Origin of the sequence: Leptospira sp. B5-022, assembly GCF_000347035.1 — a bacterium.
GTDB lineage: Bacteria > Spirochaetota > Leptospiria > Leptospirales > Leptospiraceae > Leptospira_B > Leptospira_B cinconiae.
This window is the reverse complement of the sequence record NZ_ANIJ01000018.1, coordinates 314250-339643: the sequence shown is the minus strand read 5'-3', so window position 1 is coordinate 339643 and position 25394 is coordinate 314250. Positions and strand designations below refer to the sequence as shown.

Annotated in this window: 25 protein-coding genes; 15 read left to right on the top strand and 10 right to left on the bottom strand. The window is 42.1% G+C overall.

The window, feature by feature from the left end; translation table 11 throughout:
- Positions 1-20 precede the first annotated feature (20 nt).
- From LEP1GSC192_RS09570 to LEP1GSC192_RS09560, 3 genes are all read left to right on the top strand, one after another.
- The gene (locus tag LEP1GSC192_RS09570; protein WP_020769787.1) at positions 21-1151 is read left to right on the top strand and encodes a DUF1554 domain-containing protein; all 1131 of its coding nucleotides are present in this window, start codon (positions 21-23) and stop codon (positions 1149-1151) included.
- A gap of 114 nt (positions 1152-1265) precedes the next feature.
- A complete protein-coding gene (locus LEP1GSC192_RS09565; RefSeq protein WP_020769660.1) occupies positions 1266-2363 on the top strand; it encodes a DUF1554 domain-containing protein in 1098 nt (365 codons plus the stop codon).
- Between the two features lie 132 nt (positions 2364-2495).
- The gene (locus LEP1GSC192_RS09560; RefSeq protein WP_020769904.1) at positions 2496-4106 is read left to right on the top strand and encodes a hypothetical protein; all 1611 of its coding nucleotides are present in this window, start codon (positions 2496-2498) and stop codon (positions 4104-4106) included.
- A gap of 111 nt (positions 4107-4217) precedes the next feature.
- On the opposite strand, the gene LEP1GSC192_RS09555 is transcribed toward LEP1GSC192_RS09560, so the two are convergent.
- Positions 4218-5018, bottom strand: a complete 801-nt coding sequence (locus tag LEP1GSC192_RS09555) for an LA_0442/LA_0875 N-terminal domain-containing protein (protein WP_020769569.1) — start codon at positions 5016-5018, stop codon at positions 4218-4220.
- A gap of 139 nt (positions 5019-5157) precedes the next feature.
- On the opposite strand from LEP1GSC192_RS09555, the gene LEP1GSC192_RS09550 reads away from it, so the two are divergent.
- Positions 5158-5712, top strand: coding sequence for a sigma-70 family RNA polymerase sigma factor (locus LEP1GSC192_RS09550; protein WP_036089514.1), 555 nt, complete (start codon positions 5158-5160; stop codon positions 5710-5712).
- Positions 5713-5872: 160 nt separating this feature from the next.
- Positions 5873-6928, top strand: coding sequence for a FecR domain-containing protein (locus tag LEP1GSC192_RS09545; protein WP_020769661.1), 1056 nt, complete (start codon positions 5873-5875; stop codon positions 6926-6928).
- A 130-nt stretch (positions 6929-7058) separates the two neighbouring features.
- On the opposite strand, the gene LEP1GSC192_RS09540 is transcribed toward LEP1GSC192_RS09545, so the two are convergent.
- Complete coding sequence (locus LEP1GSC192_RS09540; protein ID WP_020769655.1) at positions 7059-7505, bottom strand: DoxX family protein; 447 nt, start codon at positions 7503-7505, stop codon at positions 7059-7061.
- A gap of 152 nt (positions 7506-7657) precedes the next feature.
- Here LEP1GSC192_RS09540 and LEP1GSC192_RS19950 point away from each other — a divergent pair, with 152 nt between their 5' ends.
- The 3 genes from LEP1GSC192_RS19950 (at position 7658) to LEP1GSC192_RS09530 (ending at position 10188) form a co-directional block, all read left to right on the top strand.
- Entirely contained in the window at positions 7658-7822 is a 165-nt protein-coding gene (locus tag LEP1GSC192_RS19950; RefSeq protein WP_020769532.1) for a hypothetical protein, read from the top strand.
- Between the two features lie 69 nt (positions 7823-7891).
- Entirely contained in the window at positions 7892-9832 is a 1941-nt protein-coding gene (locus LEP1GSC192_RS09535) for an ABC-F family ATP-binding cassette domain-containing protein (RefSeq protein WP_020769814.1), read from the top strand.
- A 20-nt stretch (positions 9833-9852) separates the two neighbouring features.
- Positions 9853-10188, top strand: coding sequence for a rhodanese-like domain-containing protein (locus tag LEP1GSC192_RS09530; RefSeq protein ID WP_020769673.1), 336 nt, complete (start codon positions 9853-9855; stop codon positions 10186-10188).
- Positions 10189-10199: 11 nt separating this feature from the next.
- Here the strand turns inward: LEP1GSC192_RS09530 and LEP1GSC192_RS09525 are convergent, their stop codons facing one another.
- Both LEP1GSC192_RS09525 and LEP1GSC192_RS09520 read right to left on the bottom strand, forming a co-directional pair.
- A complete protein-coding gene (locus LEP1GSC192_RS09525) occupies positions 10200-11120 on the bottom strand; it encodes an alpha/beta fold hydrolase (protein WP_020769586.1) in 921 nt (306 codons plus the stop codon).
- Positions 11117-11734 (bottom strand): TetR/AcrR family transcriptional regulator, encoded by a 618-nt coding sequence (locus LEP1GSC192_RS09520; protein WP_020769708.1) that lies wholly within the window; start codon positions 11732-11734, stop codon positions 11117-11119. The genes LEP1GSC192_RS09525 and LEP1GSC192_RS09520 overlap by 4 nt, the downstream gene beginning before the upstream one ends.
- Before the next feature lie 159 nt (positions 11735-11893).
- Between LEP1GSC192_RS09520 and LEP1GSC192_RS09515 the strand changes: the two genes are divergently transcribed.
- The 3 genes from LEP1GSC192_RS09515 (at position 11894) to LEP1GSC192_RS09505 (ending at position 16007) form a co-directional block, all read left to right on the top strand.
- Positions 11894-12646 carry a hypothetical protein gene (locus tag LEP1GSC192_RS09515; RefSeq protein ID WP_020769696.1) on the top strand — a complete coding sequence of 251 codons (753 nt, stop codon included), beginning with the start codon at positions 11894-11896 and terminating at the stop codon, positions 12644-12646.
- A 57-nt stretch (positions 12647-12703) separates the two neighbouring features.
- Entirely contained in the window at positions 12704-14731 is a 2028-nt protein-coding gene (locus LEP1GSC192_RS09510) for a neutral/alkaline non-lysosomal ceramidase N-terminal domain-containing protein (protein ID WP_020769783.1), read from the top strand.
- Between the two features lie 94 nt (positions 14732-14825).
- Positions 14826-16007 carry an acetyl-CoA C-acetyltransferase gene (locus LEP1GSC192_RS09505; RefSeq protein WP_020769521.1) on the top strand — a complete coding sequence of 394 codons (1182 nt, stop codon included), beginning with the start codon at positions 14826-14828 and terminating at the stop codon, positions 16005-16007.
- Positions 16008-16077: 70 nt separating this feature from the next.
- Here LEP1GSC192_RS09505 and LEP1GSC192_RS09500 read toward each other — a convergent pair whose 3' ends face one another.
- Positions 16078-17088, bottom strand: a complete 1011-nt coding sequence (locus tag LEP1GSC192_RS09500; protein ID WP_020769872.1) for an LLM class flavin-dependent oxidoreductase — start codon at positions 17086-17088, stop codon at positions 16078-16080.
- Between the two features lie 212 nt (positions 17089-17300).
- Between LEP1GSC192_RS09500 and LEP1GSC192_RS09495 the strand changes: the two genes are divergently transcribed.
- A complete protein-coding gene (locus LEP1GSC192_RS09495; protein WP_036089651.1) occupies positions 17301-17837 on the top strand; it encodes a methylated-DNA--[protein]-cysteine S-methyltransferase in 537 nt (178 codons plus the stop codon).
- Here the strand turns inward: LEP1GSC192_RS09495 and LEP1GSC192_RS09490 are convergent.
- Genes LEP1GSC192_RS09490 through LEP1GSC192_RS09480 form a run of 3 tightly spaced genes read right to left on the bottom strand, consistent with a single transcriptional unit; the run spans position 17809 to position 21848 of the window.
- Positions 17809-19077 carry an amidohydrolase family protein gene (locus LEP1GSC192_RS09490; protein WP_020769726.1) on the bottom strand — a complete coding sequence of 423 codons (1269 nt, stop codon included), beginning with the start codon at positions 19075-19077 and terminating at the stop codon, positions 17809-17811. The two genes, LEP1GSC192_RS09495 and LEP1GSC192_RS09490, sit on opposite strands and share 29 nt — an antisense overlap.
- 14 nt (positions 19078-19091) lie before the next feature.
- Complete coding sequence (locus LEP1GSC192_RS09485) at positions 19092-21248, bottom strand: HAMP domain-containing protein (protein ID WP_020769701.1); 2157 nt, start codon at positions 21246-21248, stop codon at positions 19092-19094.
- A gap of 15 nt (positions 21249-21263) precedes the next feature.
- Positions 21264-21848, bottom strand: coding sequence for a DUF1566 domain-containing protein (locus LEP1GSC192_RS09480; protein ID WP_020769607.1), 585 nt, complete (start codon positions 21846-21848; stop codon positions 21264-21266).
- 203 nt (positions 21849-22051) lie between these two features.
- On the opposite strand from LEP1GSC192_RS09480, the gene LEP1GSC192_RS09475 reads away from it, so the two are divergent.
- Genes LEP1GSC192_RS09475 through LEP1GSC192_RS09465 form a run of 3 tightly spaced genes read left to right on the top strand, consistent with a single transcriptional unit; the run spans position 22052 to position 24063 of the window.
- Positions 22052-23341, top strand: a complete 1290-nt coding sequence (locus LEP1GSC192_RS09475; protein WP_020769777.1) for a homoserine dehydrogenase — start codon at positions 22052-22054, stop codon at positions 23339-23341.
- 4 nt (positions 23342-23345) lie between these two features.
- A complete protein-coding gene (locus LEP1GSC192_RS09470) occupies positions 23346-23675 on the top strand; it encodes a hypothetical protein (protein WP_036089511.1) in 330 nt (109 codons plus the stop codon).
- A 16-nt stretch (positions 23676-23691) separates the two neighbouring features.
- Positions 23692-24063, top strand: a complete 372-nt coding sequence (locus LEP1GSC192_RS09465; protein ID WP_008589531.1) for an STAS domain-containing protein — start codon at positions 23692-23694, stop codon at positions 24061-24063.
- 83 nt (positions 24064-24146) lie between these two features.
- Here LEP1GSC192_RS09465 and LEP1GSC192_RS09460 read toward each other — a convergent pair whose 3' ends face one another.
- Both LEP1GSC192_RS09460 and LEP1GSC192_RS09455 read right to left on the bottom strand, forming a co-directional pair.
- Positions 24147-24833 (bottom strand): phosphopantothenoylcysteine decarboxylase, encoded by a 687-nt coding sequence (locus LEP1GSC192_RS09460; protein ID WP_020769518.1) that lies wholly within the window; start codon positions 24831-24833, stop codon positions 24147-24149.
- Positions 24834-24845: 12 nt separating this feature from the next.
- Positions 24846-25385 (bottom strand): phosphopantothenoylcysteine decarboxylase, encoded by a 540-nt coding sequence (locus LEP1GSC192_RS09455; protein WP_020769834.1) that lies wholly within the window; start codon positions 25383-25385, stop codon positions 24846-24848.
- Positions 25386-25394 lie beyond the last annotated feature (9 nt).

Below are 25394 nucleotides of genomic sequence, written 5' to 3'. Positions count from 1 at the left end.
GAGATCGGGTTGGTGCAAATATGAAAGGATCTAAATCATTAGGAACAACTTTCATTTTATTATGTCTTACTTTATTGATTTCCAATTGTAATGATGCGAAATCAACCGCCTTAGACGGAAGTAAACCTAGCTTGGCGGGTGCGATCACAATAGATCCGTCTATTTTCTGGGACTTGTTCGTTACACTTCCCCCATATCCGATAGAACCTCTTCTGAACGAAGGAGAAACCACTTTAACCTTAGATGAAAACGATGCTTCGGATATTCTGTTCGGAATTCAAAATCCTCCTTCCGACGGTAGCACCATTCAATTTAGATTTTATAGAAATGATAATATCACCTTCGCAACGGACTATAACCCGGACCAAGGAGGATATCAGGATTATCTGACCGTGGATTTCGGGCCGAACCCTCAGAATTCCAATTTCGATTATAAGAGCGGATTCCAGATCAATTCTCTGTCCGACGAAAATTGTATTAATAACTATTATGACTTGGTTGCGGTTGACGTTGCATCCGGAATCTCCCAGACATTTAAAGTTAAGGTAAGTGATTCCGATAAATGTGTCTTTGTTGCTACAAATAATGGAGCAGGTTATCCTGGGAACTTCGCGAAAAAAGGAATGGATAATCTAACTTTTGCAGGCCCTGTAGAAGTTGCAGACAATATCTGTAACTCAAATATTCCGGACGGCATTAACAAGGATGTAGGTTACAAGGCGATGATCGCAGTAAGCTACAGCCCAAGCGGAAATTACAGAAATCCTTCCACGGATTGGGTGTTTAGTTCTTTCCGTAAGTATTTCAGCCAGAGCGGTAAAAAGTTGGCATATTCTTTCAATTCTTCCACTACAATCGGTTTTGCAAATTTGGATCAGTGGACAAATAGTCTTGGGACCAGCGGTAAAATCTGGACAGGCTTCAGTTCTATCGATTGGACAACTGGTTCTCCTACAACAACCCAATGTGCTTCATTACTTCCATCCGGAGCGCCATATTCTTCTTGGTATTCATCGACTGCAACGGGGACTCAAGGAATACTTTCTGCAGTGAATGGAAACTCGATTGCAGAGATGACAACTACGGATCCGGCTCAGGTGATTGAGACTGCTTGCTCCCAAAGACGTTTCATTGTCTGTGTAGGACAATAGTGTTACATCTGTAACACTTCGTTTGACTTAAACTTTTTATATTCTTTAGAAAAAAGTTTATCAAGATCCTTTCTTATGGGATATATTTGGCCTTGTTTCCGAACGAGGCTTGATATGCGTTACGCTCATTCTCTGCCCTTTCTTTTTCTGATCTTATCATTCACTTCAACTTACTGTAATAAGGCGGATAGTATCGACCTTGATAGTAGCAAAAGTCCGATCACCGGGGCGATCATGATCGATCCTACTTTGCTTGTCGGTATTGGGGCCACTCCTATCCCATTACAATTAGTAAATTCTCCGGGTACGGCCGCGCCGAATACAGTGACGGAACGTTCTACTTCTTCCAACACAGTGATCTTAGAACTTGTTAATCCTCTGAGTCCAGATACGGGAGAAACAATCACATTCTCCTTCAATACAAACGATCCTAGTTCCATCGAGATCAGTAGTATCGCAGGAAGTAACGATAACAGTTATACTTTCAATCCTTCTTTGCAAGCGTATCAAGCAGTGATCTCTCTCTATCTGGATGATGCGGATTGTGTGGAGCAGAAGTATTCTATTATTGCCGTGGATTCGATTACCAACGTTCCGCAGACGATCTCGTTCGATACCAAGGATTTGGATAAGTGCGCGTTCGTAGCCACTAATGATGGAAAAGGCTGGCAGGGAAATTTTGCTTTGGACAGCAAATTGGACGATGATGCCAGAGGTTTTGCTGATGCGGCCTGTAATTCTTCTTCCAATAAGCCGGGTAATTTTCCGAGTACTATGATTTATAAGGCACTCTTAAGTGTGACTGGCCCAAGCAACGGTTCTAAAACCAGAGGCATTCAATACAATGATTGGCCTTTTGCAGCGAATACTTCTTATTATTTCGGTAGCCAAAATAAGAAGATGTTCACCACGGATAGCGGTCGGACGTATAACTTTAATCCCGAACTTTCTCAGGCACTTGGCAGTGGGTTGCTCTGGACGGGTCTATTGAATACTTGGTCGGACGCTACTTCCAAAATACTCAGCGAATGTGCCGGAACAAACCAAGCTGGCGGCCTGGTTTCTTGGTCTAGCAATTCGGTCTCTATTTCAGCCATTGTGGGGAATTTGGCCGCTACAGACTCTAACCTGATCTCTAAGCAGACAGCACTTGGGTTGCCGGATTATAATGCATGCAATAAGTTTAGATACTTCCTATGTATCGGGCAATGACCATTTCCGATACTTTTTAGTAAAAAAATTATTCCATCGAAAAAAAAAAGATCAAAGAGTTTAAGTTAGGTTGTTACCTTTGTTATGGGGAAAACTACCCGAATTTTCCCTTCTTCGCAATGGAGAACTAAAATGAAAAGATTCCTGGATACAAACAAGGCTATAAACGGATTTTATTTAATAATTCAGGGATGTTTTCTTTTACCATTCTTATTGTTACAAGGTTGTAACGATGCCAAAGCTATCAATATAGACGCCAGTTCTTCCGCTATCGGCGCATTACTTTCCGACGGTAATTTTGGAGTATTCGGCAATTTTGGAAACTCAGAAGGAACTTCTCCGGTAAACATTTCTCTCAGCGGGTATGTGGATGTTACTTCCACCGATCTGAATCTTACTCTATCGGATTCGACAACTAGTACGACCCAAACCCTTCAGTTAAGTGCAAACGGTTCTTATTCTTTTTCCACAGAACTCCCAAGTGGAAATTCTTATTCGATAACGTTAGGTTCCTATACCCAAGGTCAGACCTGTAATATTACATCAAATGCAAGCGGTACGGCTGGAACAACTGGAACCGCCACCGTTGTTTGTGAGAGACAATTAGCGATCGCTGCAGGTTGGAAGAACAATAGCTCCGTCCCCGTCTTGAGATTGTTCGGAGTAAATCACTCCTCTTCTCCCTATACGGTAACGGAAAACTTCGCAGTTGCAGTCGGGGGAACACCAAGCTCTGTTGATCCCGAATTGGTTTGGAATGGGACCAATTATCTATTAGTCTGGAAGTCGGCAGACACAACAATTAGAGGGCAACTTTACGATATAACACTTACCGCACTTGCTGCGGCATTCACGATTTATACCGGAGCCGGTGTAACCATCGGCAAGGTCTCTGCTGCATATAATCCGAGCGGGGAATTTGCGATAGTCTGGACAGAATCAGCCTCAACAAGGGCTGCAAAATACCAAAGGATCAATGCTTCTACTGGAGCGCTTATAGGAACTGCGACTACCATTTCTTCTTCCACAAGTACCAGTTATTTTAATGCGGACGTAATTTGGAACGGTAGCAGTTATAATACGGCATTCCGACAAAGAACTAGCGGAGGTGCAAATTCATTAACCGTTTTCAGCTTCTCAACCGGATCAGCTACTTCCGTAAGAACTTATTCTGCCGTAAACGGCACCGATTCACTCGCTTTAGATTATCCTTCTTTACTTGCACAAGGTTCAAATACCTGGTTATTCTTCAGTCAAACGGAAACGGACGGTTCGGGCGAAGTGAACGCTTCTACTTTAAAAAGTTCTAAGAACTTCCAGATCACGCCGACAACAATGAGAACGGAAACAAATCCGTATGGATGCGACCCGGTCAATAGCAGTGGGGACCAATATATGATCCCTTCTGCGGCGATCGCTACCAACACGACCTTATTGGTTTCGTATGACCTTTTCTGTGCAGACATGGGAATATTTAATGAAGTCTCTGATCTTCCGGTCACGATTTCCTCTGGAGCTATAGGGATTCCGACCGATTACTCAGTTTCCGAATTGGGAACAAATAGAACCATGGGTTCTTCCATTGCTTGCAGAACGACTGCGTGTTTTATCAGTGTGGCAGATGAATCAAGCGATGCAATCTTCCTATTTGATCCGGATTTTACAGGTGGGATCGGAGGAACTGCAAATGTGTATTCAGACTCTTCCAATGGTATAGAATTTCCCGTTACTGTAATCCAGTAACAGAAAGGGATTCTAAGTAAAAAAACTCGGATATTTACTTAAGTGATCCGAGTTTTTTTATTACTGGATGGAAGTGGGACCTTTCGGTTATAAATAACTTTTATCCAGTCTTTAATATCGGATCTCGTATTTGAGTTCCCCATTCCAACCCAAACCGTTGCCTCCAACAGTCATTGGCTGGTAAGAAGGAGCCAGGCTGAACCGAAAGCCGGAACTGGGTCCTTCTGCAACTCCTTGCTCCGCTTTTACTCCTAAATAATAAGAATAAAAAAGCTGTAACCCGTAGGCGATCCCGAACAAGTATTGGAAGTTATTCGATTCTTCCGCAAGGTTCTGATAATGATTAAAAGCTCCCTTGTTAATGATAAATGCTCCGATCAAACGTTGAGCGGTATTTGCAGGTAAGGAAAGAACCGGGTCGTTCAGTGCAAATATGAAATAATTTCTAGCATTCTCCTCGTAAGCGGTTTTAGCAACGCCAAAATCGTTCTGAGCCTTCACAGCCAGGTAGGTTGTCCCTAAAACAGCTACAAATGCAGCCGCAGCATGATATTTTTTATCAGCCTTCCAAATTCCCCAACCGGGAACGACTGCGGACCTAAGTGAATAATTCCAACGAGGCTTATGGTACCATCTTTGGACCAGTTCTTCCTCGGTTTTTTTAGGCTCCTCTTTAGGTTTAACAGGATCCTTTTTCACTTCCGGTTTAGGGGTATCTTTTAAGTTCAATTCGGCAATCTCGGTTTTTGGAATGGTTAGAACCTTTCCATCCACTTCGATCTGAACTTCCGTACGGGTTTGGTTTACTACCTTCCCTTGCAGTACCTTTCCGTTTTTTAAGGTTAGGCTAGAGCCAAAAATGGAATGGGTGACAGTAAGGAAACAAATTGCAAAAAGCCAACGATAAGGCATGTTATCTTAAATCCCTTTGGTTTAGGACTACAGACACTAAAATTGTCTGCCTATAACCGTTTTAAAACGGATTGCTTTCTACAAGAAAAAACCGAATTTACTTGAAAAAAGACCAATAGAAAAAAATTTCTATTCTACCGTGTCTGAAACCTTGTTTTTCGAAAAACTATACAATAAAAACAAGGACCACTTGTTTTCATTTATTCGGCGCTCTATCCAAGATGAATCCACGGCCTTGGATCTATTACAAGACACCTTTTTGAACTTCTTTAAACATTATTCCGGCAAGGAACTACCGGATGAGCAGGTCTCCAGGATGATCTTATTCAGGATCTCTAGAAACCTAATGATTAACCACGGAAAATCCTATTATCAAAAGAACGTTGCTCTCGTTGGAGAGGAAACTTCTTCTTTATTCGGCTCCAAAGGCCAGGGGCCCGAAAGCCAGGTCCTGGACGAGATGGAAGCCCAGAATCTCGGAAAGATCGTAAGCGAATTATTGAGCACCTTACCGGAAGAACAAAAGACCGCTATAGAGCTGCGTTATTCCCAAGGTTGTAAATTGGAAGAGATTGCCTCCGTTTTGGATTTATCCGTATCCGGGGTTTCCAGGCTCTTAGAAAGGGCCGAAAAGCAACTTTTACAAGAGGGAAAGAAGAGAGGTATTCAACCTTCTTCTTTTCTAAAATCCTAGGATTTTCGCTTATTATGTATTTCGAACAATCAATTCATTTCGTCAAAAAAGCCATCCGAGCTCAAAAAAATGAGCAAGGTACCAACCTTCAGTTTGTTGATCCAACTGAGCGGGCAGGACAATGTGAACTGGCCCGGAACTAAAGGATACGGTAAAGAGGATGGAAAGAATGAACCCTGAATTCCAAACATTCGCAGAGCTCCTCAAAAAGACTCTACCGGATTCTAAGGCACCGGACTTCGATCCAAAATGGATCGGCATGTCTCCTCGCTTCTCTGTGGAGGCAAATATCATGCAATCTCCTACTAAGGACAACGTAGTTCAACTGGGCGGCTCCAAAAATAAAGTATGGTTCTTAGCTGCGGCAGCAATCTTATTCGTAGGGATCGGAGCCGGAACTTATTTTACGATTTTCAAAAAAGAAGCTGCACCGGTTGCGGAAGGCACACTGCTTAAAGCGGCAGTCGTATTCGTTAAAGGTGACGCAAAAAATGTAAAAGAAGCTCCCGTAACATTACATTTAGGCGATATACTTAGCGAAGGCGATAAGATCGTAACAGGTAAAGGTGGATCGATCGATATCGGTCTGACTGATTCTAGTGTGATCCGTTTAAAAGAAAACTCCGAGTTAATTCTCAAAAGTTTAAGACAAACGGACTCTTCTCAAATTAGGATCTCCCTAATGTCAGGTAAGATCCTGAACTTAGTCGAGAAGGAAAAGAAAAACGCAAACTACTTCGTAGATACACCTACTGTGGTTGCCGCTGTTCGGGGAACTTCTTTCGAAGTGAACGCTTCCGATAAAGAATCTTCCGTATTCGTAGTCGAAGGTGCAGTCGAAGTGACCCCTTTGATCCACGACAAGACGGAAAGAGCTTTAATTACCGGCGGATTGATCATAGTCACGGATGAAAAAGTGATTTTGGTCGAAGATCAAAAACGCGCTAAAAATGAAGGTCCTGAATACGGCGACATGCGCAAAAACTTGAACGGCTTAGACAAAGAAGTTTTAGCAAGCACTCAAAACTTAAAAACCGCTAAGACCGAACAAGAGCTGGAAGAACTTTATGATAAGAGTATAGAACATATCATAATGAAAGACGGCCGTGAAATAAGAGGTGTTGTGGTTTCTCAAAAGAAAGGAAAACTGATCGTTCAAACCCTAAAAGGATCATATATCCTGGATGAGAACTCGGTCGAAAAGATCATCTATTAAGAAAAATTAATAGAACTTCTTAAGTTAAAAACCCGGAATTATTTTTCCGGGTTTTTTTATGCCTGCATACTGCATATAGGTGCCTCTCCGGAAACCCGTATAAAAGACCGGAGTTCGCAGGGAAAGGTTCTTAAACGGACCATTCTCCTAATTTTTTATCCAAAGAGAAAGATCCTGCTCCTCGAAACAAAAGCGAAAGAGCTGCGGAGACCGCCAAAATATGGTATTCGAAACCTTCTCCCCCTTTGTCCCCGAACCAGTTCATAAAAAAGCCGTAATCTTTATGAGTGTAACCTGCAACGATCAAAGTAATTGCCAGTCCTAAGGCCCAGAACCTGGTTAAAAATCCAAAGGCTAAACCGATAGTACCTACGAATTCAAAAACAATAACCAGAATTCCCAAGAAATACGGAACACCTAGGGTCTCCGTAAAATAGTCCATCGCGGCAGTAAACCCGGAGCCTTCGAACCAACCCAGTGCTTTCTGGGCTCCATGCGGAAAAATACAAATCGCAAAGCCAAGACGAAGAAATAAGGGTCCTAAACCCTCTTTCGTTTGAAATAAATTATATAACATGCCGAATCTGCATCCTATTGAACTCCAATCCGGACATATTTCCATTCTAATTTATCTTCCTTAAGTCAGGAAGTCTGGGTCAGGACCAAAATAGGTTGTCGAAAGGGGTATTTCCGTAAATTTTGGCAATACGAACGCATCGGAAGGTACCTATGTCTGAAGAGACAGCCGAAAAGAAGAACAAAAAGATCAACAAGATGAGCGCTGGGGAGCTTGACCAAGCTTTAAAGAACGCAGTCGAGAAGATGAACGGGGAAACGAGCAAGTACGTACAACATCTTAAAGCGAGAAAAGAAGAACTCGCTAATAAGAAGTAAGCACTACTTTCAAATCCCGCAAAACCCTCCGCGGACTCGTGCGGAGGGACCTCAATATTCCTTGGAACCATGCTACAATTCATCGATATCAAGCACCGGTTCGGTAGCTCCACACTTTTCGAAAACTTCTCCTGGCATATCAAGCCCGGCTCCAAAATTGCCCTAGTAGGACCTAACGGTTCCGGCAAATCCACTCTATTCAAAATGGCCGTAGGAGAACTGAATCCCGAAGAAGGGATAGTCAGTCGTTCCAAACATACCGAGATCTCCTTATTCCAACAGATCCCTGATTTTAATTTCGACGCAAGAGTGATCGATACTGCACTTTCCAAACATAAACATTATAACGAATATATTAAACGTGCCGAGGACATTCATGCAAGAATGGACCGCACGGATCATGATTCTCCCGAGTTCGGATCATTATTAGAAGAGCAGAGCCAGTTAGAGGAATACGCTTTTACTTACGGTGTTCATGAGCTGGAGGCCCAGGCCAAAAAAATCATCGGCGGATTAGGTTTTTCGAATGATCAAATGGAGAAGAAGGTAAAAGAATTTTCTCCAGGTTATCAACACAGGCTTGGGCTCGCGATCGCTATTTTGAACCCGGGGAATCTTCTTCTTTTGGACGAACCTACCAACCACTTGGATCACGCTTCAAAGGCGTGGCTTGCGGAATATTTAGTGGCTACGAATCGTTCTTTCGTTCTCGTTACCCACGATCCTGAATTCCTGAATTCGACCACCGATACGATCGCAGAATTAAATCCTTCAGGTGTTCTGGAATTTAAAGGCACTTTGGAAGATTACTTCGAACATAAAAACGAACTTTTGGATAAGTTAAGACTTCAGTTCAAAAAAGAAGAAGCTTATTTAAAAAAAAGGACCGAGTGGATTGAACGTTTTCGCTCAAAGGCTACAAAAGCGAAACAAGTCCAAAGTGTGATCAAAAAATTGGAAAAAAGGGAGAGGGTGGAAGAACCAGAAGATTCTTTCTGGAACTCCAAAACCGAATACAGATTCAATTATACCCCTTGCGGAAATCTTTCCTTCAGGATTGAGAATGCCTCCTTTGCTTACGAAAAAACAGGGAATAATATATTCTCAAACGCGGAACTCCATGTTTCCAACGGGGATAAGATAGCGATCATCGGTCCGAACGGTGCAGGTAAATCCACATTTTTAAGAAACATATTAGGAATTCATAAATTAACCCAAGGTTCGGTCACTTTCGGGCCCAAAACAAAGATCGGCTATTTCTCACAGAACCATCATGAACATCTGGATCCGGAAAAAAATCTTTTAGAAACGATTCTTTCCGTTTACCCGGATCTTCCGGATGTGGAAGCAAGAAAACTATTGGGTTATTTTTCCTTCAGCGACGATAGGGTTTTTAAAAAGGTGGGACTTCTATCCGGAGGAGAACAGAGCAGATTGAGATTGGCTCTATTGGTTAGATTCCCCTCAAATACTTTATTTTTGGACGAGCCAACTAACCACTTAGACTTGGTAGTCAGAGATAACTTAAAACGTGCACTCCAGGAATATCCCGGCGCGGTTTTAGTTATTTCTCACGATCCCGATTTTTTAAAGGATCTATGTACCAGAACGGTTTCCGTTTCGAACGGAAAAGTAAAAGATCTGAATACCAGCTTTTCGGATTATCTGAAATTCCCTCCGGAGGAATTGGAAGCGGAAGGGGGATTTACCGTCAAAGCCCCGACCGAAAACACAAGTGCCGAAAACAAGAGTAGGTCCCAAAGGAACGCCGATAAAAATCGGGTTAAAAAAATCCAAAAAGAAATAGAACAAATCGAAGCCAAGATCGCTCTATTAGAAAAGAATAAATCTAATTCGGAAGAACTTCTCGCAGATCCCGAATTTTATAAAAAACGCAGTTACCAAATGGAATTAGACACTTATAACGAAACTAAAAAAGAGATCTCTAAGTTGACCGAAACCTGGGAAAAACTGCAAATCGAAATGGAAGAACTTACTTCCGTAGTATAATTGATCATATAGGAGACTGAATGAATCCGAAAGAATTAAAAAATAGATTAGATACCAGAAAATCAGGAAACGACGATTTTTACCTCCTGGATGTGCGAAACCCCAACGAGCAGGAAATCTGCACAATCGAAGGAACGGATCTTTTGATCCCTGTCTCCGAATTGCCTGCAAGGATCGGAGAATTGGACTCTTGGAAATCTTCCGGAAAAGAAATTATAGTATATTGTCGTTCCGGAGCAAGATCTGCGAATGCTTGCGGATTTTTAAAATCCACAGGTTTTTCGAAAGTATTTAACTTAGAAGGTGGGATCCTTTTGTATTCCGACGAGGTGGATCCCTCTTTGGCTAAATATTAAAAATTTATTATCTACTTGGATAAAAAGTTAGAAATAGCCGGAAGGACCACTTCCGGCTTTTCTATATGAGGTAGATGCCCGGCATCCTTTACCAATACGAATTCCGCCTTCAATAAATCCTTTACATACTCTCCTTTTTCTAACGGAGTTGTGCGATCTTGGTCACCCCAAAAAACCAATACTTGTTTTTTGGTTAACGCCAATTTTTCGAATTCAGGTTTAGGCTCGAGAGAAATAATATTTCGGATCGTAGAAAGGATGGCTCTTCCAAAACCTTTAAAACTCAATTGGGTCTCGTATTTTTCCACCCAATCGCTTGGGACTTTGGAAGGATCCACAAAATCGGCGGAGATTCCTTTGGTCAAAGAAGGAATATAAACAACGGAGTTCAAATATTCTCCAATTAAAGGAACATTTAAAGGAAACGTATTCGTTTTCGAAGTAAACGGATCTATTAAGACTATTTTTTTAGTTCGCTCCGGATATTTAGAAACATAATGAGCGACGATAGGACCGCCCATAGATAATCCCATTATATCGAAAGACTCGGTTATATGCAGAAAATTCAATAGATCATTTATCTGAGCAGTAAACAGGTCGAAATTATAAACCGTATCCGGCCGATCGGAATAACCTCTGCCATATAGATCGAAACGTAAAACTCTATAACCCGCATCCGTCAGCGATTTTTGGACCGGATCCCAGATAAAATAAGGAGTGGAAAATCCGTGTACTAAAACTACAAGATCACCCTTTTCCGGTCCGGACAATTCGAAATGAGTCCAACCCAAAGGGAATTCCGCAAATTGACCGGAGACTCCGGAGCGTACCGATTCGTTTAATTCGATTTTTTCCCGGGAACAGACAAGCGGCAAAGCGGTAAGTACGATGAGTACAATTACCGCTAAGGTTATGAGAAGTTTCTTTCTCATTCTTTATCTAAAAGAATTTTCCGGAAAAATAAAAAGCCTTCGTCCAGTGGATCGCCGATCCCTCTTTTTTTCAACATTCCGGTCATGTCCAAAACAATGATCCCATACATCCAAGAATACATCGTTCGTGCGAGAGAGGGATAATCTTCTTCTTTAATCTTGAATTCTCCCGACCTAACGCCCGCTCGGATAGTTTCCAAAAATACCCGATAACTGGTTGGAAGTTTCGGAAAAGCCTTTCTGTGCATATGCCCGTGAACGGTGTTGAACATTACCTTATGTAATTCTTGGTTATTCCCGGAAAAATCGTAATAAGCTCTTGCAATTAGAGTCAATTTTTCATAGGAATTTTTTCCGTTCAGTCTGGAAGCTCTCAGAGTTTCGGTTAACTGAGCTTCTCCTTGGGAAATGATAATTTTGATGATATCTTGCTGGCTTTTAAAGTGCGAGTAAGGGCTTGCTACACTACAATCCAACTTTTCGGCGATCCTTCTCATGGACAGCCCATCAATTCCTTCTTCGTTCAATATATCCAAAGCCGCCTGGACGATGGATTCTTTATTTAAACTATTTCTAGTGCGCCTTCTAGGACGCGGAGCAGCTACTGCAGTCATATTTTTTGCCTTCGGGACATTCGAAAGCCGAGAACGGCTCGAATATCGTCCCCATTGTCCAGTTATCCCAAAAATAGGCAGGATGTTCAAGAGTTTCCTTTTCAAATTTGGGGATTTTCCTAGGATAGGATAGAAAAAAGATAGAAACGGACCCCCAGAATGAAAGCAACCGCCTCTTCCAAGGTTAAATCAAAGGCTAAAGCCTCAAAAACCACACAGCAATCTCCCAAAAAAGCCACAAATGGTAAGAGCAAATCCCAGTCCCCTAAGAGACATTTTCCGGCCCCCTGGTCATTAACAGGAGAAGGATTCCTGTTCCCGCTATTCGGTAGGAAGTCCTACAATTTTGAAATGGCATTCTTGGATGAAGAAGATCGTAAGTCCTTCAAAGGAGGACTCGGTTCTTTGATGTTAGTGAACTATGAAAGATCCGATGTAGGGCCTTATTATGAACTTTTATACATTCCCGGAAATTTCGAACACAAGGGCACAAATTACAAAAGGATCACCCGCATTTTTGTATCTAGCCAAACTTCTGTAGACGAAGGAATTCGCAACTGGGCAATCCCAAAAGAAAGAGCAGACTTCGTATGGAAAAAAGAAGGCTCAGTAACTAAGATCGAAGTTGCAAGAAACGGAAAATCTTTTTTCAAAATTAAGATCCGCACATTAGGTTTTCATTTTCCGGTAAGCACATCGATCCTTCCTTATGTTCTATTACAAAAAGCGGAAGATGGTTCCAAACTAAGCACTGCGTTTATTGGTACAGGCAAAGGAAAATTCGCAAGGATAGAATCCGTTTGGTCGGACGAAACGATCTTTCCGGATTTTATCAAAGGTGGAGGAATAAAAACAGGAATAGCAGCTTCTCCGTTCCATCTGACCTTCCCTGTTGCAGAAAATGTGGAATAAGCTGAATATTCAAATTTAATGAAATACCCATTATAAAAATCCGCCAGGAGTACTTCCATGAAGAAGTTCCGTTTAACGATTATTCTTCCATTCTTCTTTTTTCTCTTTTCCGGTCCTACTTTTTCCGGAACCGCCAAACCTCAGATCAAAGAATTTAATTTCGAGGCCGGAATGTCCAAGGTAGATATCACAGGACCTCCTATCGGGATCATGTTCTGGGGTTATGCGCAAGAAGGACAAAAAGGAGAAGGTATACATCTCCGGCAATTTGCAAGAGCTTTGGTCGTCAAAGATCCTAAATCCGAAAAAGTATTAGCCTATGTGACAGCGGAATTAGGCGGAGTTCCTCATGAAGTGCAGAGAGATGTTGTAGCCAGATTAAAAAAAGAAGTAGATCCTAATTTTAATTTAGCAAATGTTCTTTTGAACGCTTCCCATACCCATAGCGCTCCGGCAGGATTCTTCCATTATATTCAAAATTCCATATATACTACTAAGTTTTTTCCCGAATATTATTCAGTGATCGTAAACGGGATCTTTCAGGCGATCAAAGAGGCTTATTCCAAGAAAGAAGCCGCACAATTGTTGGTCGGAAGCGCAATTGTAGAAGGAGCCGGAGTCAATCGTTCCTTAACGGCATACCAAGCAAATCCTAAGGAAGAAAGAGACAAATACGATTCCGATACGGATAAAACAATGATCCAACTTTCTATAAATACCAGAAGAGGTGTGATCGGGATCGTGAATTGGTACGGTGTACATACTACAAGTATGACCTTCGATAATCATTTGGTATCGACCGATAATAAGGGATATGCTTCTTATCTTTCGGAATCCGAAGCCGCAAAAAGAGGACAAAAAGATTTTATCGCGATCTATGCTCAGGCAAACGAAGGAGATGTGACTCCCAACCTGAATCTAAATAATACAGGCCCGGGAAAGGATATGTTCGAGAGCACCAAGATCATAGGAGAAAGACAATATCTTTCGAGTTCCAAGATCTTGAATGATAATAATCTCAGAGCCTTACCTTCCGGTCTTAACTATACACAATCTTTTATAGATATGCCTAACTCGATCGTTCGTAAGGAATTTTCGGAAACCGGAAAAGACGAAAGAACTTGTTTGTCCGCATATGGTTATGCTTTGGCGGCAGGTTCCACGGAAGAAGGTGGAGGTCACTGGCTTTTCCATGAAGGAATGAAGGACGAAGATAGAAAATTCTATATTGATTGGCTGGCCGCAAGATTATTGCAAGCTCCAAGCGATGAATTGAGAGTATGCCAAAAACCTAAGGCGATCCTATTCCCTATGGGAGAAACAAAACCGGATCCTTCTCTTTCTCAAATCTTACCTTTGGGGCTTGCAACCATCGGTGATTTTGCCTTGATCATTTCACCTAACGAAGTCACTACGATGTCCAGCAGAAGAATGAAAGAAACAGTCAGAAAAGTGTTAGGGCCTAAGATCAAAGAGATCGCACTCTCAGGATTGACCAACGATTTCGCGGGATATATTACTACTAAGGAAGAATATTCCACACAACAATACGAAGGCGGTCATACTCTTCATGGTCCGTTTAGTTTAGATCTTTTCAGACAAGAATACGATAGACTTGCAAACGATCTTCTACAGAACAAGGTTAGCGCCCAAGGACCCTTTCCTAAAGATCTAAGTAAAACCGTTATAGGTACGGATGTCCCTCACAGAGAGAGGATCTCTTCTTTTGAACCAAAAATAAAAACCCCGAATGAAAGTTTCGTAAAGATCGGAAAATCCGTTTCCTGCGAAGTGAGCTCCGTAAATCCGAATATCTCTTATCCGAAACAAAGATCCTATTTCGATGTGGAGAAGAAAGAGGGAGATAAATGGATCACTGTTTATACTGATTCCGACTGGGCTACTAAATTCTATTTTAAAAAATCCCTCTTACCTTTGTTCGACGATAAGATACGATTGGTTTGGGAGACGGATAAGCGGAATACTCCGGGAGTCTATAGGCTCAAACATTCTTCCTTCTATATTAACAAAGAAGGAAAAGAAGTGCCATTCTCCATTGATTGCCCCGAATTCGAATTAAAATAGTATGACTCGGAAACGATGTAAATTGGAATGGTAGTACACCGTATTGATCTGCAGTTAATAACTGCGTAATATTAATATTTTTAGGACTGGAAAAATGGAAGAAGCAGTTTTGTTGGACGGAATCCGCACCCCTTTCGGAAATTTCGGCGGAACATTAAAAGACGTAAGTGCAGTTGATTTGGGAGTATTAGTCTCTAAATCTTTGTTGGAAAGAACAGGAGTCAATCCTTCCGATATAGGTGAGTCTATTTTCGGAAACGTGGTTCCCACTGGAAAAGAAGCCATCTATCTTGCTAGACATATCGGACTCAAAACCGGATTACCGATCACAGTTCCAGCTTTGACCTTAAACAGACTTTGCGGTTCCGGAATGGAAGCAATCATCCAAGCAGCTAAAAAGATCTACTTGGGAGAATCGGAAGCAGTCCTTGCAGGCGGATCCGAATCCATGAGCAATGCACCTTATGTTGTGCGTAACGCAAGATGGGGAGTGAGATACGGCTCCGCAGAATTCGAAGACACGTTAGAGCAAGGACTCACCGACCAATACGTAGGACTCATTATGGGCGCCACTGCGGAAAATCTTGCTGACCAATACAAGATCAGCAGGGCAGAACAAGACGAATGGGCCGGGATCTCCCAAACCAGAGCGGAAAAAGCAACGGTAGAAGGTAGACTAAAAGAAGAGATCCTTCCTGTAACTGTAGGCGGAAAAAAACCGGTTACATTAGAAAAAGATGAATTTATCAAAGGCGCCGCTTCTATCGAAAAACTATCCGCACTTAAACCTGCATTTAGAGACGGTGGAACGGTAACTGCAGGAAACGCATCCGGTCTGAACGACGGAGCGGCAGCGACTATCGTTACCTCCGCTTCTTATGCTAAAAAGATCGGCAAAAAACCTTTGGCGATTATCAGAGGATACGGACACGCAGGATGTGATCCTGCGAAAATGGGGATCGGACCTGCGTTAGCAATTCCGATCGCTCTTAAAAAAGCAGGCTTAAAACTTTCCGACATGAGCCTTGTAGAAGTAAACGAAGCGTTTGCTGCTCAGTATCTTGCCGTCCAAAAAGAATTGGGCTTAAATCCTGAGATCACCAATGTAAACGGTGGAGCAGTCGCGATTGGACATCCGCTGGGAGCAAGCGGTGCGAGGGTGACCATCACTTTGGCTTACGAACTCAGAAGAAGAAAGGCAAAATACGGAGTCGCTTCTCTTTGTATCGGCGGTGGACAAGGGATCGCTCTTATCCTGGAAAACCCGGAAGCCTAATCATAAAAAAGACTAGGTCCCGCTTAGTTTGCAGGACCTAGTCCAGTTCTCACTTCCCTAGTTTACGCTTTTATAATCTTTTTTCTAATTCAAAAGCTTCCGCCAATAGTTCGTAAGAGCGAACTCTATCTTTAAAATCGTATGTGATCGTAGAGACCACTACTTCATCTATCCCATATTCGCCAGTTAGATCTATAATCCTTTTTTTGACCGTATCGGGTGTGCCTGCAATCATTCTTCCACGATTATGCAGTAGCCTGACCCTTTCCAAATCAGAATAAACGTAAGGTTTAATTTCTTCGTAAGAAAGAATACCTTCGCTAATCCCTTTTTCAATATTTAAAAGTTGTCTGTCCATTACCGCCTGTAGTTCTTCCGCCTTCTCCTTTGTGTCCGCGCATAACACAAAAAGTCCCACGCTTGCTTGAGGAGTTTTTAATGATTCTGAAGGTTGGAATCTTTCCTTATAAGCCCGGATACTCGCATATCCTCCGGTAGGATTGATAAACTGAGCGAAAGAAAGAGCCATCCCGAAATGAGCTGCAATCAAAGCGCTTTCTCCGCTGGAAGTTAAGATCCAAAGTTCAGGACAGGTTTCCGCAACCGGGATCGCTTTTACCTTCTCCTGGATAGAATCAGGTTCCGCATTGTCCGTCAAAAAATCCCGTAAATCCATCAGTTGTTGGATAAAATCATTTTGGACAAAACTGTTGGAAGGATTCAATATAGCAGCCGTTAGCCGATCTCCACCCGGCGCTCTGCCGAGTCCCAGATCTATTCTTCCCGGAAAGAGCGTCTCAAGCATCCTGAAATTTTCGGCCACTTTGAGAGAACTATGATTGGGAAGCATGATCCCGCCGGAACCCATACGTATTCCTTTTGTTTCTCCTGCAAGATGAGATATCAAAACCTCGGGAGAAGATCCGGCTAATCCAAGAATATTATGATGTTCTGAAACCCAATATCTGTGATAACCAAGTCTATCCGTAAGTTTTGCAAGTTCGATCGTCTCTTGGACCGCTTGGAATGCAGTCCCACCTTTGCGAATAGGAGACTGATCTAAAACACTTAATCGGATCATATGACAAAACCCATTTTATCTATTTGTCGAGTATCCATGTATTGTTTTCCATTACTTAGACGAGGCTAACGTGAGACTAGGCAAAAACGGTTCGGTCCATTATTTGGTCCTAGGTCGGCTTTCGATTCAATCTTAAGATCCTTAGTAAGATATTTTACGGCAATTTTCGGGTTGTGTTAAATTCAAAAATTCTTTTATACTTAGACAAAGAAATGATCCTCAGTAAAGAAATACAATCTCCTATAGGGATACTTCTCGCCGGTGCGGTGGAAGAAGGTATCTGCCTTTTGGAATTCACCGAAAAAGAGAGGCTGGAACTCCAACTCAGTCGGCTCAAAAAAGTTTTCGGCGAGGATATACAACCGGGAGAAAGTAAGTTCTTTCCTCTTTTAGAAAGGCAGCTTTGGGAATATTTCGAAGGTAAAAGAAAAGAGTTCGATGTCCCTCTTGTAATCTTAGGCACTGATTTTCAAAGGAAGGCTTGGGAAGCGCTACATTCGGTCATGTATGGAAAGACAAATTCTTATGAGGCTCAGGCAATCCGGATCGGAGACAAAAACGCAGTCCGCGCGGTTGCAAAAGCGAATGGAGAAAATCGGATCGCGATCTTGATCCCCTGCCACAGGATCATGGGAAAAAGCGGAGATCTAACAGGATATGGAGGTGGACTCTGGAGGAAAAAATTCCTGCTCGAATTAGAACAAAAATTTTCCGATTCTCCTACCTTACCTTTTTTCCGAGGTGAATGACAGAAACGATACTTCCAGGAAAAGTAACACCTTCAAAAGGAGACCATCCGCTCTTACTTTTTATATCTTCTTTTTTGAATGTAGTAGGAGTTTCAAAATCCAGAACGGTAAAACTTCCGCAATAACCTTCCTCGATCTTTCCAAACCCTTTTCCGTATTCTTTCGGTAAAAACTCCGCCACAAAATCTCCCGGATTTTCCGCGCAAATTTCGGAAATTTTTTCCAAAGAAATTCCTGCGGTCTTATGCAGCCAAGTCACGAATAAAGAATAAGTATCCAGCTGAGAAATACCGGATGTACCTTTTAGTTTTTCTTCGATAGAATGAGGAGCGTGATCCGTAGCTAAAAAATCGATCCAACCATCTTTGACTCCTCGGAGTAATGCCTCTTTGTCTTCCGGTCCTCGGAGAGGTGGATTCATTTGGAACCAATGGCGGTTCTCGTCCGTAAGCATGGTTCTATCGAAATAGAGATGAGTAGGAGTTACTTCACATTTTACTTTAACTCCCCTATTCTTAGCATCGATGATCTTCTTTAAACCTTCTTCCGTGGAATAATGGCATAACTTTCCGATCAGATCGTATTTTTCGATCAAGTAAAGTGCGAAGTCCGTAGCTAAAGTCTCCGCAATAGCCGGCCTTCTGTCCTCATGATAGGTTTCGTTCTGGTTCTTTTCTAAAATTTCAGGATCTTCACAATGAAAACTGACATTACATCCTTTATAATGGCGTATAGTTTCTTCCAACTGCTCATTGGAATAAAAGAATAATTCTCCGATAGAAGGGCCCATGAATGCTTTGTATGGAACATGAACTTTAAGAGGTTTTGTATGAGGACCTATACCCGCGTATAAAGTGATCCGAACAGGAGAATGGTCCGCGAGTTCTCTTTTTTTAGCATAAGTTATATCGTCGGTAGGAGGGATTGGGTTATTGGGCATGTCCGCGATATGGATCACACCTCCGTTGATCGCTGCATTTCCAGCGGATAAAAAATCTTCCTTATATTTATGCTTCCCGGACTCGTCTTCTCTTGCGTGTACATGGATATCGCCGAAGCCTGAAAAGATCACAAACTTGTCCGGATCAAATGTTAGCTCTTCCAAATTAGAAGATTGTAATATTTTGCCTTTTTGAACGGAAAGTATAAGGCCGGTTTTCGGATCCAGTTCCACCATTCCAATAAAGGATCCTTTGGAATTTTGGAATTTTCCCGAAATTTTTCGGATTTGAGAAGCCATTCGCCCAGTATATCTCAAGCGCCTTTTTTTTCTATCGCATTCAAAAGTTTCGTAACTGCCGCAGAAGGCCCTTGCTCTTTACGAATTTGGATCGCGAGGTCCTTTGCCTCGTCCAAACGATTTGTATGATAATACATATCTGCTAAATGCAGATTATTTTGTGTATGACTTTGGGAAATGGATCTAAGTTCTTCAGACAAACGGATAGCTTCTTGGATATCTCCCGTTTTTTTTGCACAATAAGACAGGATAAAAAGCATCTCAGGATCTTTCACTATCCCCATCTCTCTCAATTCCTGGGCGGCCAGATAAGCAGTTTGATAATCCTTGATCTTCAAACCGAGTTTCAAAATTAATTTGGAACGAACCGGATGTGACTCGTGGCTTCCTTGCAGATCGGAGAGGAATTTTCTCAATTCGGAAACCGAACTGGTTTTTTTGATCCGATCTGAAATTTCTTTCCAAGAAGAAATTACTCCACTCGGTCTAGATACCGGTTCATTTTGGCTAAAAGAAGAATATTCCGGACTTTCTTCCGTTCGAATAGACTGGATCATTCTATTAAATTGATCCGCTAAACTTCCGATCTCATCCCAAGCTTCCGGATGCAATTCCCTTTGCAGGTCCCCTTCGGTCGCAAGTTCTAAGGCCGAATATAGTCTGTCCAAAGGTTGGATTACGAAGAAGGAGAAAAACGAATTGATCGCTATGGCAAAAAGAAGAAGGCAAATTAAAAACGCGAGAACCGGTTTTTTCAATAATCCTGTCTCGAACGCCAGAAATTCCTGATAAGGAATACCGATCTCTTTTATTTGTGTTTTACCGGGAGATTTCTGGATTACGGAATAGTAATATTCTCCCATCGTAATTCCTTGGATCCTCCTAAAACGAGGCTCCCCTTCCGGGACCAATTCTCTCATTTGATCCAAAACAAAACTCCGTAATGCCTCTCCTTCTGCGGAAGAGTTTCTCACGGAACCGGAAAGTATCTTTAAGAATAAGGCCAACTTCTCCTCTTTTCCATCGGGCGAGATCTGTTCCAAGATCCGGTCCCGAAGATCTTTCGGAGGAAGGTTTCTGATCTTCTTACGGAACTTCTCTAAATATTTGGAAAATCCTATTAAATTTTCAGAATATTTATCTGAACCCTTCAAAGACTCCGCAACCTTTGCATAAGAAGGGAATTCTTTGTTTAAGGAGGAAGGATTGTTCCAGATAAAGGAAAGGATCAGATCTCTTTTGGATTCTGCAAAAAACGAAGTCTCCAATCCTCCGGAAGCGGTCAGCACAAATCCGTCATTGTCTTGCACGGAAAGTAAATAAGAATCGGGGGATAGATCTTGAGCTTTTAATCTTTCTTTTACCGTTTCGTTAAAGGACTCCAAACCGGGTTGTAAAAAAAGCCAACTACTTCCTTGGAACACGAATACTAATAATAATATTATCCCGAGTAAAATAGGAGATCGGAGACTAAAAACTTCTCCAGAAGCCCTTAAATGGATCAGCCAAGCTAAGAATAATGCGGTCAAAAAGATAGGGTTCCAAAAAGAAAGTCCGATGGCCCTGTCTAAAGGATACGCAATCTCTTTTAAATGAAAAAGTATCGTAGTCCCAAGAAGTAGTAAAAATGGCACCCAAAAAGAAAGCGCCATCAATTGAACATCCGATCTATGAGCCTGAAATCCTCTCCATGCCCCAAAAAGTAAAATTAGAGAAACATAAAAAATACCGAACCAAAAGATCACTCTTTCGTTCGGTCTATGGATTACGTCGTAGACCCCTCCGCCGAAATCATAAACAGGTTTGGAGAATATTGTCCCTATTATATGAAGGACCAAAATACTTAAGGCAAGAAAATATCCTGCCCCCAATAAGATCCTTCCTGTCTTTTCGGAAGCCTGTGAGTTCAGGAGGAAAAAATACAAACAAAGATGGGCACAAATTAAAAATGCGGAAGGTAAAGAAACCCATCGATGCAAAAAAGAGAGAGGATGAAAAAAAGAAGTCCCGAGTAAAAAGGAAAGCTCGAGTAACGCGGAATATAAGAATACCCAACCTAGGTGCAGGGTTGTTTCATACTTTTCCCTTCTGCTCAAAAGAAAAAAAGCGCAGAGCCCGGAAAGAAGAAATCCGGTAAGATAACTGACGCTGGAAAAAGTTAAAACAAACATGATGTATTTAAAGCATCATTTCACACAAATTACTGCGAATTTGTTTGTGCTGGGACTTGGAGAAAAATCCCCGCTGCTCAAGTTTACCGTCATATAGTCACCTTTGTCTCCGGCTGCACTTGTAGACCAAAATAATCCTATGGTTTTGATCTTTTTGTCCGCTCTTTTGGAGAATGTCTTAAGCTCTTCCTTGTCCGGAAGTCTCTTTTTTCTGGAAGAACAATAACGAACCGCATCTTCCCAGGCTACCGGTGATCCGACTTCTTCGTCCCAACCGTGTTTTCCATAAACAGGGGTCTTATCCAAATATTCCTGAACGATAAAATAACCGAAAAACACGATCAATGCTACCGCGAGAAATCCGATAACTTTTACAAGAGTCCCTGAACTTCCCGCGGATTGAGGTGCCTTCATAGGAAGTTCTTTCATTGTTTCCGAAATTTTAGTCGCTACAGTATGTTGCTGGTGGCGATTTGGACGACCATGTTCCGGCTTTTTTTTCTGCTGATGACCGCGGTTTCCTCCGCCTGGGTGTTTGTGGGAAGATTCTTGTTTTTTATTCCCGGAAGTTTTGCGGGGAGGCTTACGACGGTTCGCCATAAAGTGGGTTATCCTTTCAGTCGATGGATTTGGACCTATTTATTCAAAACGGCCCTGGACGAATTGGAAAATCGTCCGTAAAAGAATCTCTACCAAGACTAGCTCATTTAGTAAAGAAAAAACCGCCAAGCCGAAAGGAAAGCCCCTAGTCATACTTAAAAAAGGTCGAATGTTTCCAGTATGACCGAAAGGATTGTCCCAGAATGCAGACGATTCGAATCGGATTAATTGGCGCAGGGACGGTCGGCACAGGAGTTCTTAAAATTCTTTCGGAAGAATCGGCAAGATTCGAAAAAGAATACGGTATCTCGCTAAACGTACATACGATTTGTACCAGAACTCCCTCCAAAATCGCCCCCATTTCGAAATTATTTTCCAAAGTAACTGTAACGGATGATTACAAACAAGTAGTGGGAAACCCCGAAATCGATATCATTATCGAACTTGTTGGAGGTACAACAATCTCCGAAGAAATCGTATTAACCGCCCTACAATCCAAACAGACAGTAATCACAGCGAACAAAGCGCTTCTTTCCGAAAAAGGAGAGATTATTTATAGAACGGCAGAAGAGAACCAGACCGAAATCGGATTCGAAGCTTCCGTCGGAGGTTCTATTCCGATCATCCGAGCCATACGGAATTGTTTGGCAGGTGATAAGTTCCTTGGGCTTTATGGGATCTTAAACGGAACAACTAACTTCATCCTTTCTAAAATGGAAACAGAAGGTTTAGATTATAAAGAAGCTCTAAAACTCGCTCAGGAGAACGGATTTGCGGAAGCGGATCCAAGTTTCGACGTAGAAGGAATAGATACAGCCCATAAGATCAGTATTATAGGCTCCTTGGCATTCGGAGAGAAGATCCCTCTACAAAACATAGTGGTGGAAGGTATAACAAAGATTACACGACTGGATATCGCATTCGCTTCGGATCTGGGTTATAGAATCAAGTTACTTGGCCTTGTTAGAAAATTGGACGGTAAGATAGAAGCGAGAGTCCAACCTGTAATGATCCCAAAACATCACGCATTCGCAAGTGTGATGAATGAGACAAATGCGGTGTATTACAAAACCGCATTTGCCGGTCCAGGTCTGATCGTAGGAAAGGGAGCCGGCGCTTTGCCTACAGCCTCCTCCGTGGTTTCGGATCTGATCTATTATGGCTCAAGACGGGGCAAAAATCTTCCGATGGAAAAGAACAGATTTCCAAAAGCATCCATATCAGAAGCGAACCAAACCGAAGCCAGATATTACCTGAGATTTAATACCCTGGACCAACCTGGGGTTTTGGCGGAAATCGCAAAAGATTTGGGAACAAACGGAGTATCTATTTCTTCTGTCCGCCAAAACGAATCGGAAACGGAACCTGCGGAAGTAGTCGTGGTCACACATCCTTGTGTGGAAGCTTCCATTTCCGCATCTTTAGGAAGGATAGACGCTTCCGAAGTGGTTTTAGAACCCTCGGTTGCGATCCGATTGGAAGACAAATTGTAAAATTATGAGCGAATTTCCCTGCACATTATCCTTACATGAAGGATTCGGGGAACCACATTTGGATTTATTTTTGGATATTGACGGAAATTCTCGTCTAATCACCTTCGGAACAGTCGCTTCCAATCGGGATTTGTTTGAGAGTGGGTCGACAATAACTTTTCAAAGAAAGAAAGATCACAGAAGGATCTATCTGGATTTAGAAGGTGAAATCGAAAAGAAGGGACGACTTAGGATACTTTTCCGCGGATCCGCAAAAACGGATTCCAAACCGGATGAAGTCTCCGGATGGACGGAATTGACAGCCACCATCAAAGACGGAATAATGATCTTTTAACGCGGATCGGGATAAAATGGCAAAAACGGAATTCGAAGGCCTGTACATAGAAACTAAAAAAGACTCCGTCGGAGACAAAGAAGTTCTAATCGTCATAATGAACGGAAAAGTGACGAATACGAACGCTTTCGAAATTTCCAGAAAGATCAATTTCGTTTTCGATGAAGGGATCTACGAGATCATATTGGATCTTTCTTCTTTGGAATATATCAATAGTGTCGGGGTTGCAACTCTCTTAACGCTTATCAAGACCGTAGACCAGCATAACGGAAAAATCGTAATCGGAGGATTGAATCATTTCTTAGAGAATGTGATCCGATTAATGGAATTACCTAAAAAAGTGGCGATCTATCATACTTTAGACGAAGCCAAAGCAGTCTTTAAATAATCTTATAATCCGCACCAAAATATAGAGCCTCGGTCAATACCAAGTCCCGGGCATCAGGAGATTGGACCATTTGGGACAGGCTCTTATCTAATACTTTCCTGTTTAGAAAGAATATCCAAATATTCTAAAATACCTTTTGCTATGGTCTCCTTAGAAGCGGGACCGATCTCCTTTTTGGAACCTTCTTTTCCATAAATGATCACGCTGGTATCCAGATCTCCAAAACCCTTGGAGTCTTTTCCCACGTAATTTCCTACGATATAATCCAGATTTTTCTTCCTAAGTTTACCGAGTGCATTTTGGTCCAATAGGTCGGTCTCTGCGGAGAAACCGATACGAAGCACGTCTTTTAGATTATGCGCCTGGATCTTTTCCTGAACCGAAACAAGTATGTCCGGGTTTTTGATCAGCTCCAGAACTAAGGTGTCGTTACCTTCTTCTTTTTTGATCTTGGACTCGTTTGCATTTTTGGGACGAAAATCAGCGGGAGCAGCAGCCATGATAAGAATACAAGAAGAACCCACTTCCTTTAGGACTGCGTCTCTCATTTCTAAAGTTGTTTCCACCTTGATAACTCTCGCACCCTTAGGTTCGGAATATTTCGGTTCTGTTAATCCTCGAATATAGACGATATCTTGAACTAAATGAGCCGCTTCTTGGGCCAAACAATAACCCATTTTTCCGGAGGAAGCGTTTGAAATAAAACGTACGGGATCTATCCACTCTCTGGTGGGTCCCGAACTTATTATAATTTTTGAATATTTATTCAAAGGAAGAACGTCTTATTGAGAAGTTTTTAGATACAATTCCAGGATCTTTTTTTGCATCACCGGAACATCGGCCAGTTTACCGTAACCCTCGTCACCGCAAACCACAACGCCTTCTTGTGGATCTAATATGATTACTCCGTCCTCTTTCAGACGCGCAAGATTTCTTTGTGTGGCTGGATGAGTGAACATATTCGGATTCATTGCAGGAGCGACCAATACTGGACATTTCGCAGCAAGATAGGTAGAAGTTACAAGATCGTCCGCAATTCCATTAGCCATTTTAGCAATAATATTTGCCGTAGCAGGTACAACTGCAATCACGGCCGCACGATTCCTTGCATCGATATGGGCCATTCCTTGCTCGTACTCGTCCACCTGCACCTTTTTACCGGTAAGAGCCTCGAATGTGATCGGACCTATAAACTTGGTGGCGTTCTCCGTCATGATCACGGAAACAGGATAACCTTCTTTGGTAAGATTACGTACTAGTTCGCAAGCTCTAAAAGCCGCGATACTTCCGCTGACTGCGATCAGAATATCCTTTTTGTCCATACTTACAGA

Coding starts and splice junctions, on each gene's coding strand:
- LEP1GSC192_RS09570 (WP_020769787.1), top strand. CDS start 21: ATGAAAGGATCTAAATCATTAGGAACAACTTTCATTTTATTATGTCTT.
- LEP1GSC192_RS09565 (WP_020769660.1), top strand. CDS start 1,266: ATGCGTTACGCTCATTCTCTGCCCTTTCTTTTTCTGATCTTATCATTC.
- LEP1GSC192_RS09560 (WP_020769904.1), top strand. CDS start 2,496: ATGAAAAGATTCCTGGATACAAACAAGGCTATAAACGGATTTTATTTA.
- LEP1GSC192_RS09555 (WP_020769569.1), bottom strand. CDS start 5,018: ATGCCTTATCGTTGGCTTTTTGCAATTTGTTTCCTTACTGTCACCCAT.
- LEP1GSC192_RS09545 (WP_020769661.1), top strand. CDS start 5,873: ATGGAAAGAATGAACCCTGAATTCCAAACATTCGCAGAGCTCCTCAAA.
- LEP1GSC192_RS09540 (WP_020769655.1), bottom strand. CDS start 7,505: ATGTTATATAATTTATTTCAAACGAAAGAGGGTTTAGGACCCTTATTT.
- LEP1GSC192_RS19950 (WP_020769532.1), top strand. CDS start 7,658: ATGTCTGAAGAGACAGCCGAAAAGAAGAACAAAAAGATCAACAAGATG.
- LEP1GSC192_RS09535 (WP_020769814.1), top strand. CDS start 7,892: ATGCTACAATTCATCGATATCAAGCACCGGTTCGGTAGCTCCACACTT.
- LEP1GSC192_RS09530 (WP_020769673.1), top strand. CDS start 9,853: ATGAATCCGAAAGAATTAAAAAATAGATTAGATACCAGAAAATCAGGA.
- LEP1GSC192_RS09525 (WP_020769586.1), bottom strand. CDS start 11,120: ATGAGAAAGAAACTTCTCATAACCTTAGCGGTAATTGTACTCATCGTA.
- LEP1GSC192_RS09520 (WP_020769708.1), bottom strand. CDS start 11,734: ATGACTGCAGTAGCTGCTCCGCGTCCTAGAAGGCGCACTAGAAATAGT.
- LEP1GSC192_RS09515 (WP_020769696.1), top strand. CDS start 11,894: ATGAAAGCAACCGCCTCTTCCAAGGTTAAATCAAAGGCTAAAGCCTCA.
- LEP1GSC192_RS09510 (WP_020769783.1), top strand. CDS start 12,704: ATGAAGAAGTTCCGTTTAACGATTATTCTTCCATTCTTCTTTTTTCTC.
- LEP1GSC192_RS09505 (WP_020769521.1), top strand. CDS start 14,826: ATGGAAGAAGCAGTTTTGTTGGACGGAATCCGCACCCCTTTCGGAAAT.
- LEP1GSC192_RS09500 (WP_020769872.1), bottom strand. CDS start 17,088: ATGATCCGATTAAGTGTTTTAGATCAGTCTCCTATTCGCAAAGGTGGG.
- LEP1GSC192_RS09495 (WP_036089651.1), top strand. CDS start 17,301: ATGATCCTCAGTAAAGAAATACAATCTCCTATAGGGATACTTCTCGCC.
- LEP1GSC192_RS09490 (WP_020769726.1), bottom strand. CDS start 19,077: ATGGCTTCTCAAATCCGAAAAATTTCGGGAAAATTCCAAAATTCCAAA.
- LEP1GSC192_RS09485 (WP_020769701.1), bottom strand. CDS start 21,248: ATGTTTGTTTTAACTTTTTCCAGCGTCAGTTATCTTACCGGATTTCTT.
- LEP1GSC192_RS09480 (WP_020769607.1), bottom strand. CDS start 21,848: ATGGCGAACCGTCGTAAGCCTCCCCGCAAAACTTCCGGGAATAAAAAA.
- LEP1GSC192_RS09475 (WP_020769777.1), top strand. CDS start 22,052: ATGCAGACGATTCGAATCGGATTAATTGGCGCAGGGACGGTCGGCACA.
- LEP1GSC192_RS09470 (WP_036089511.1), top strand. CDS start 23,346: ATGAGCGAATTTCCCTGCACATTATCCTTACATGAAGGATTCGGGGAA.
- LEP1GSC192_RS09465 (WP_008589531.1), top strand. CDS start 23,692: ATGGCAAAAACGGAATTCGAAGGCCTGTACATAGAAACTAAAAAAGAC.
- LEP1GSC192_RS09455 (WP_020769834.1), bottom strand. CDS start 25,385: ATGGACAAAAAGGATATTCTGATCGCAGTCAGCGGAAGTATCGCGGCT.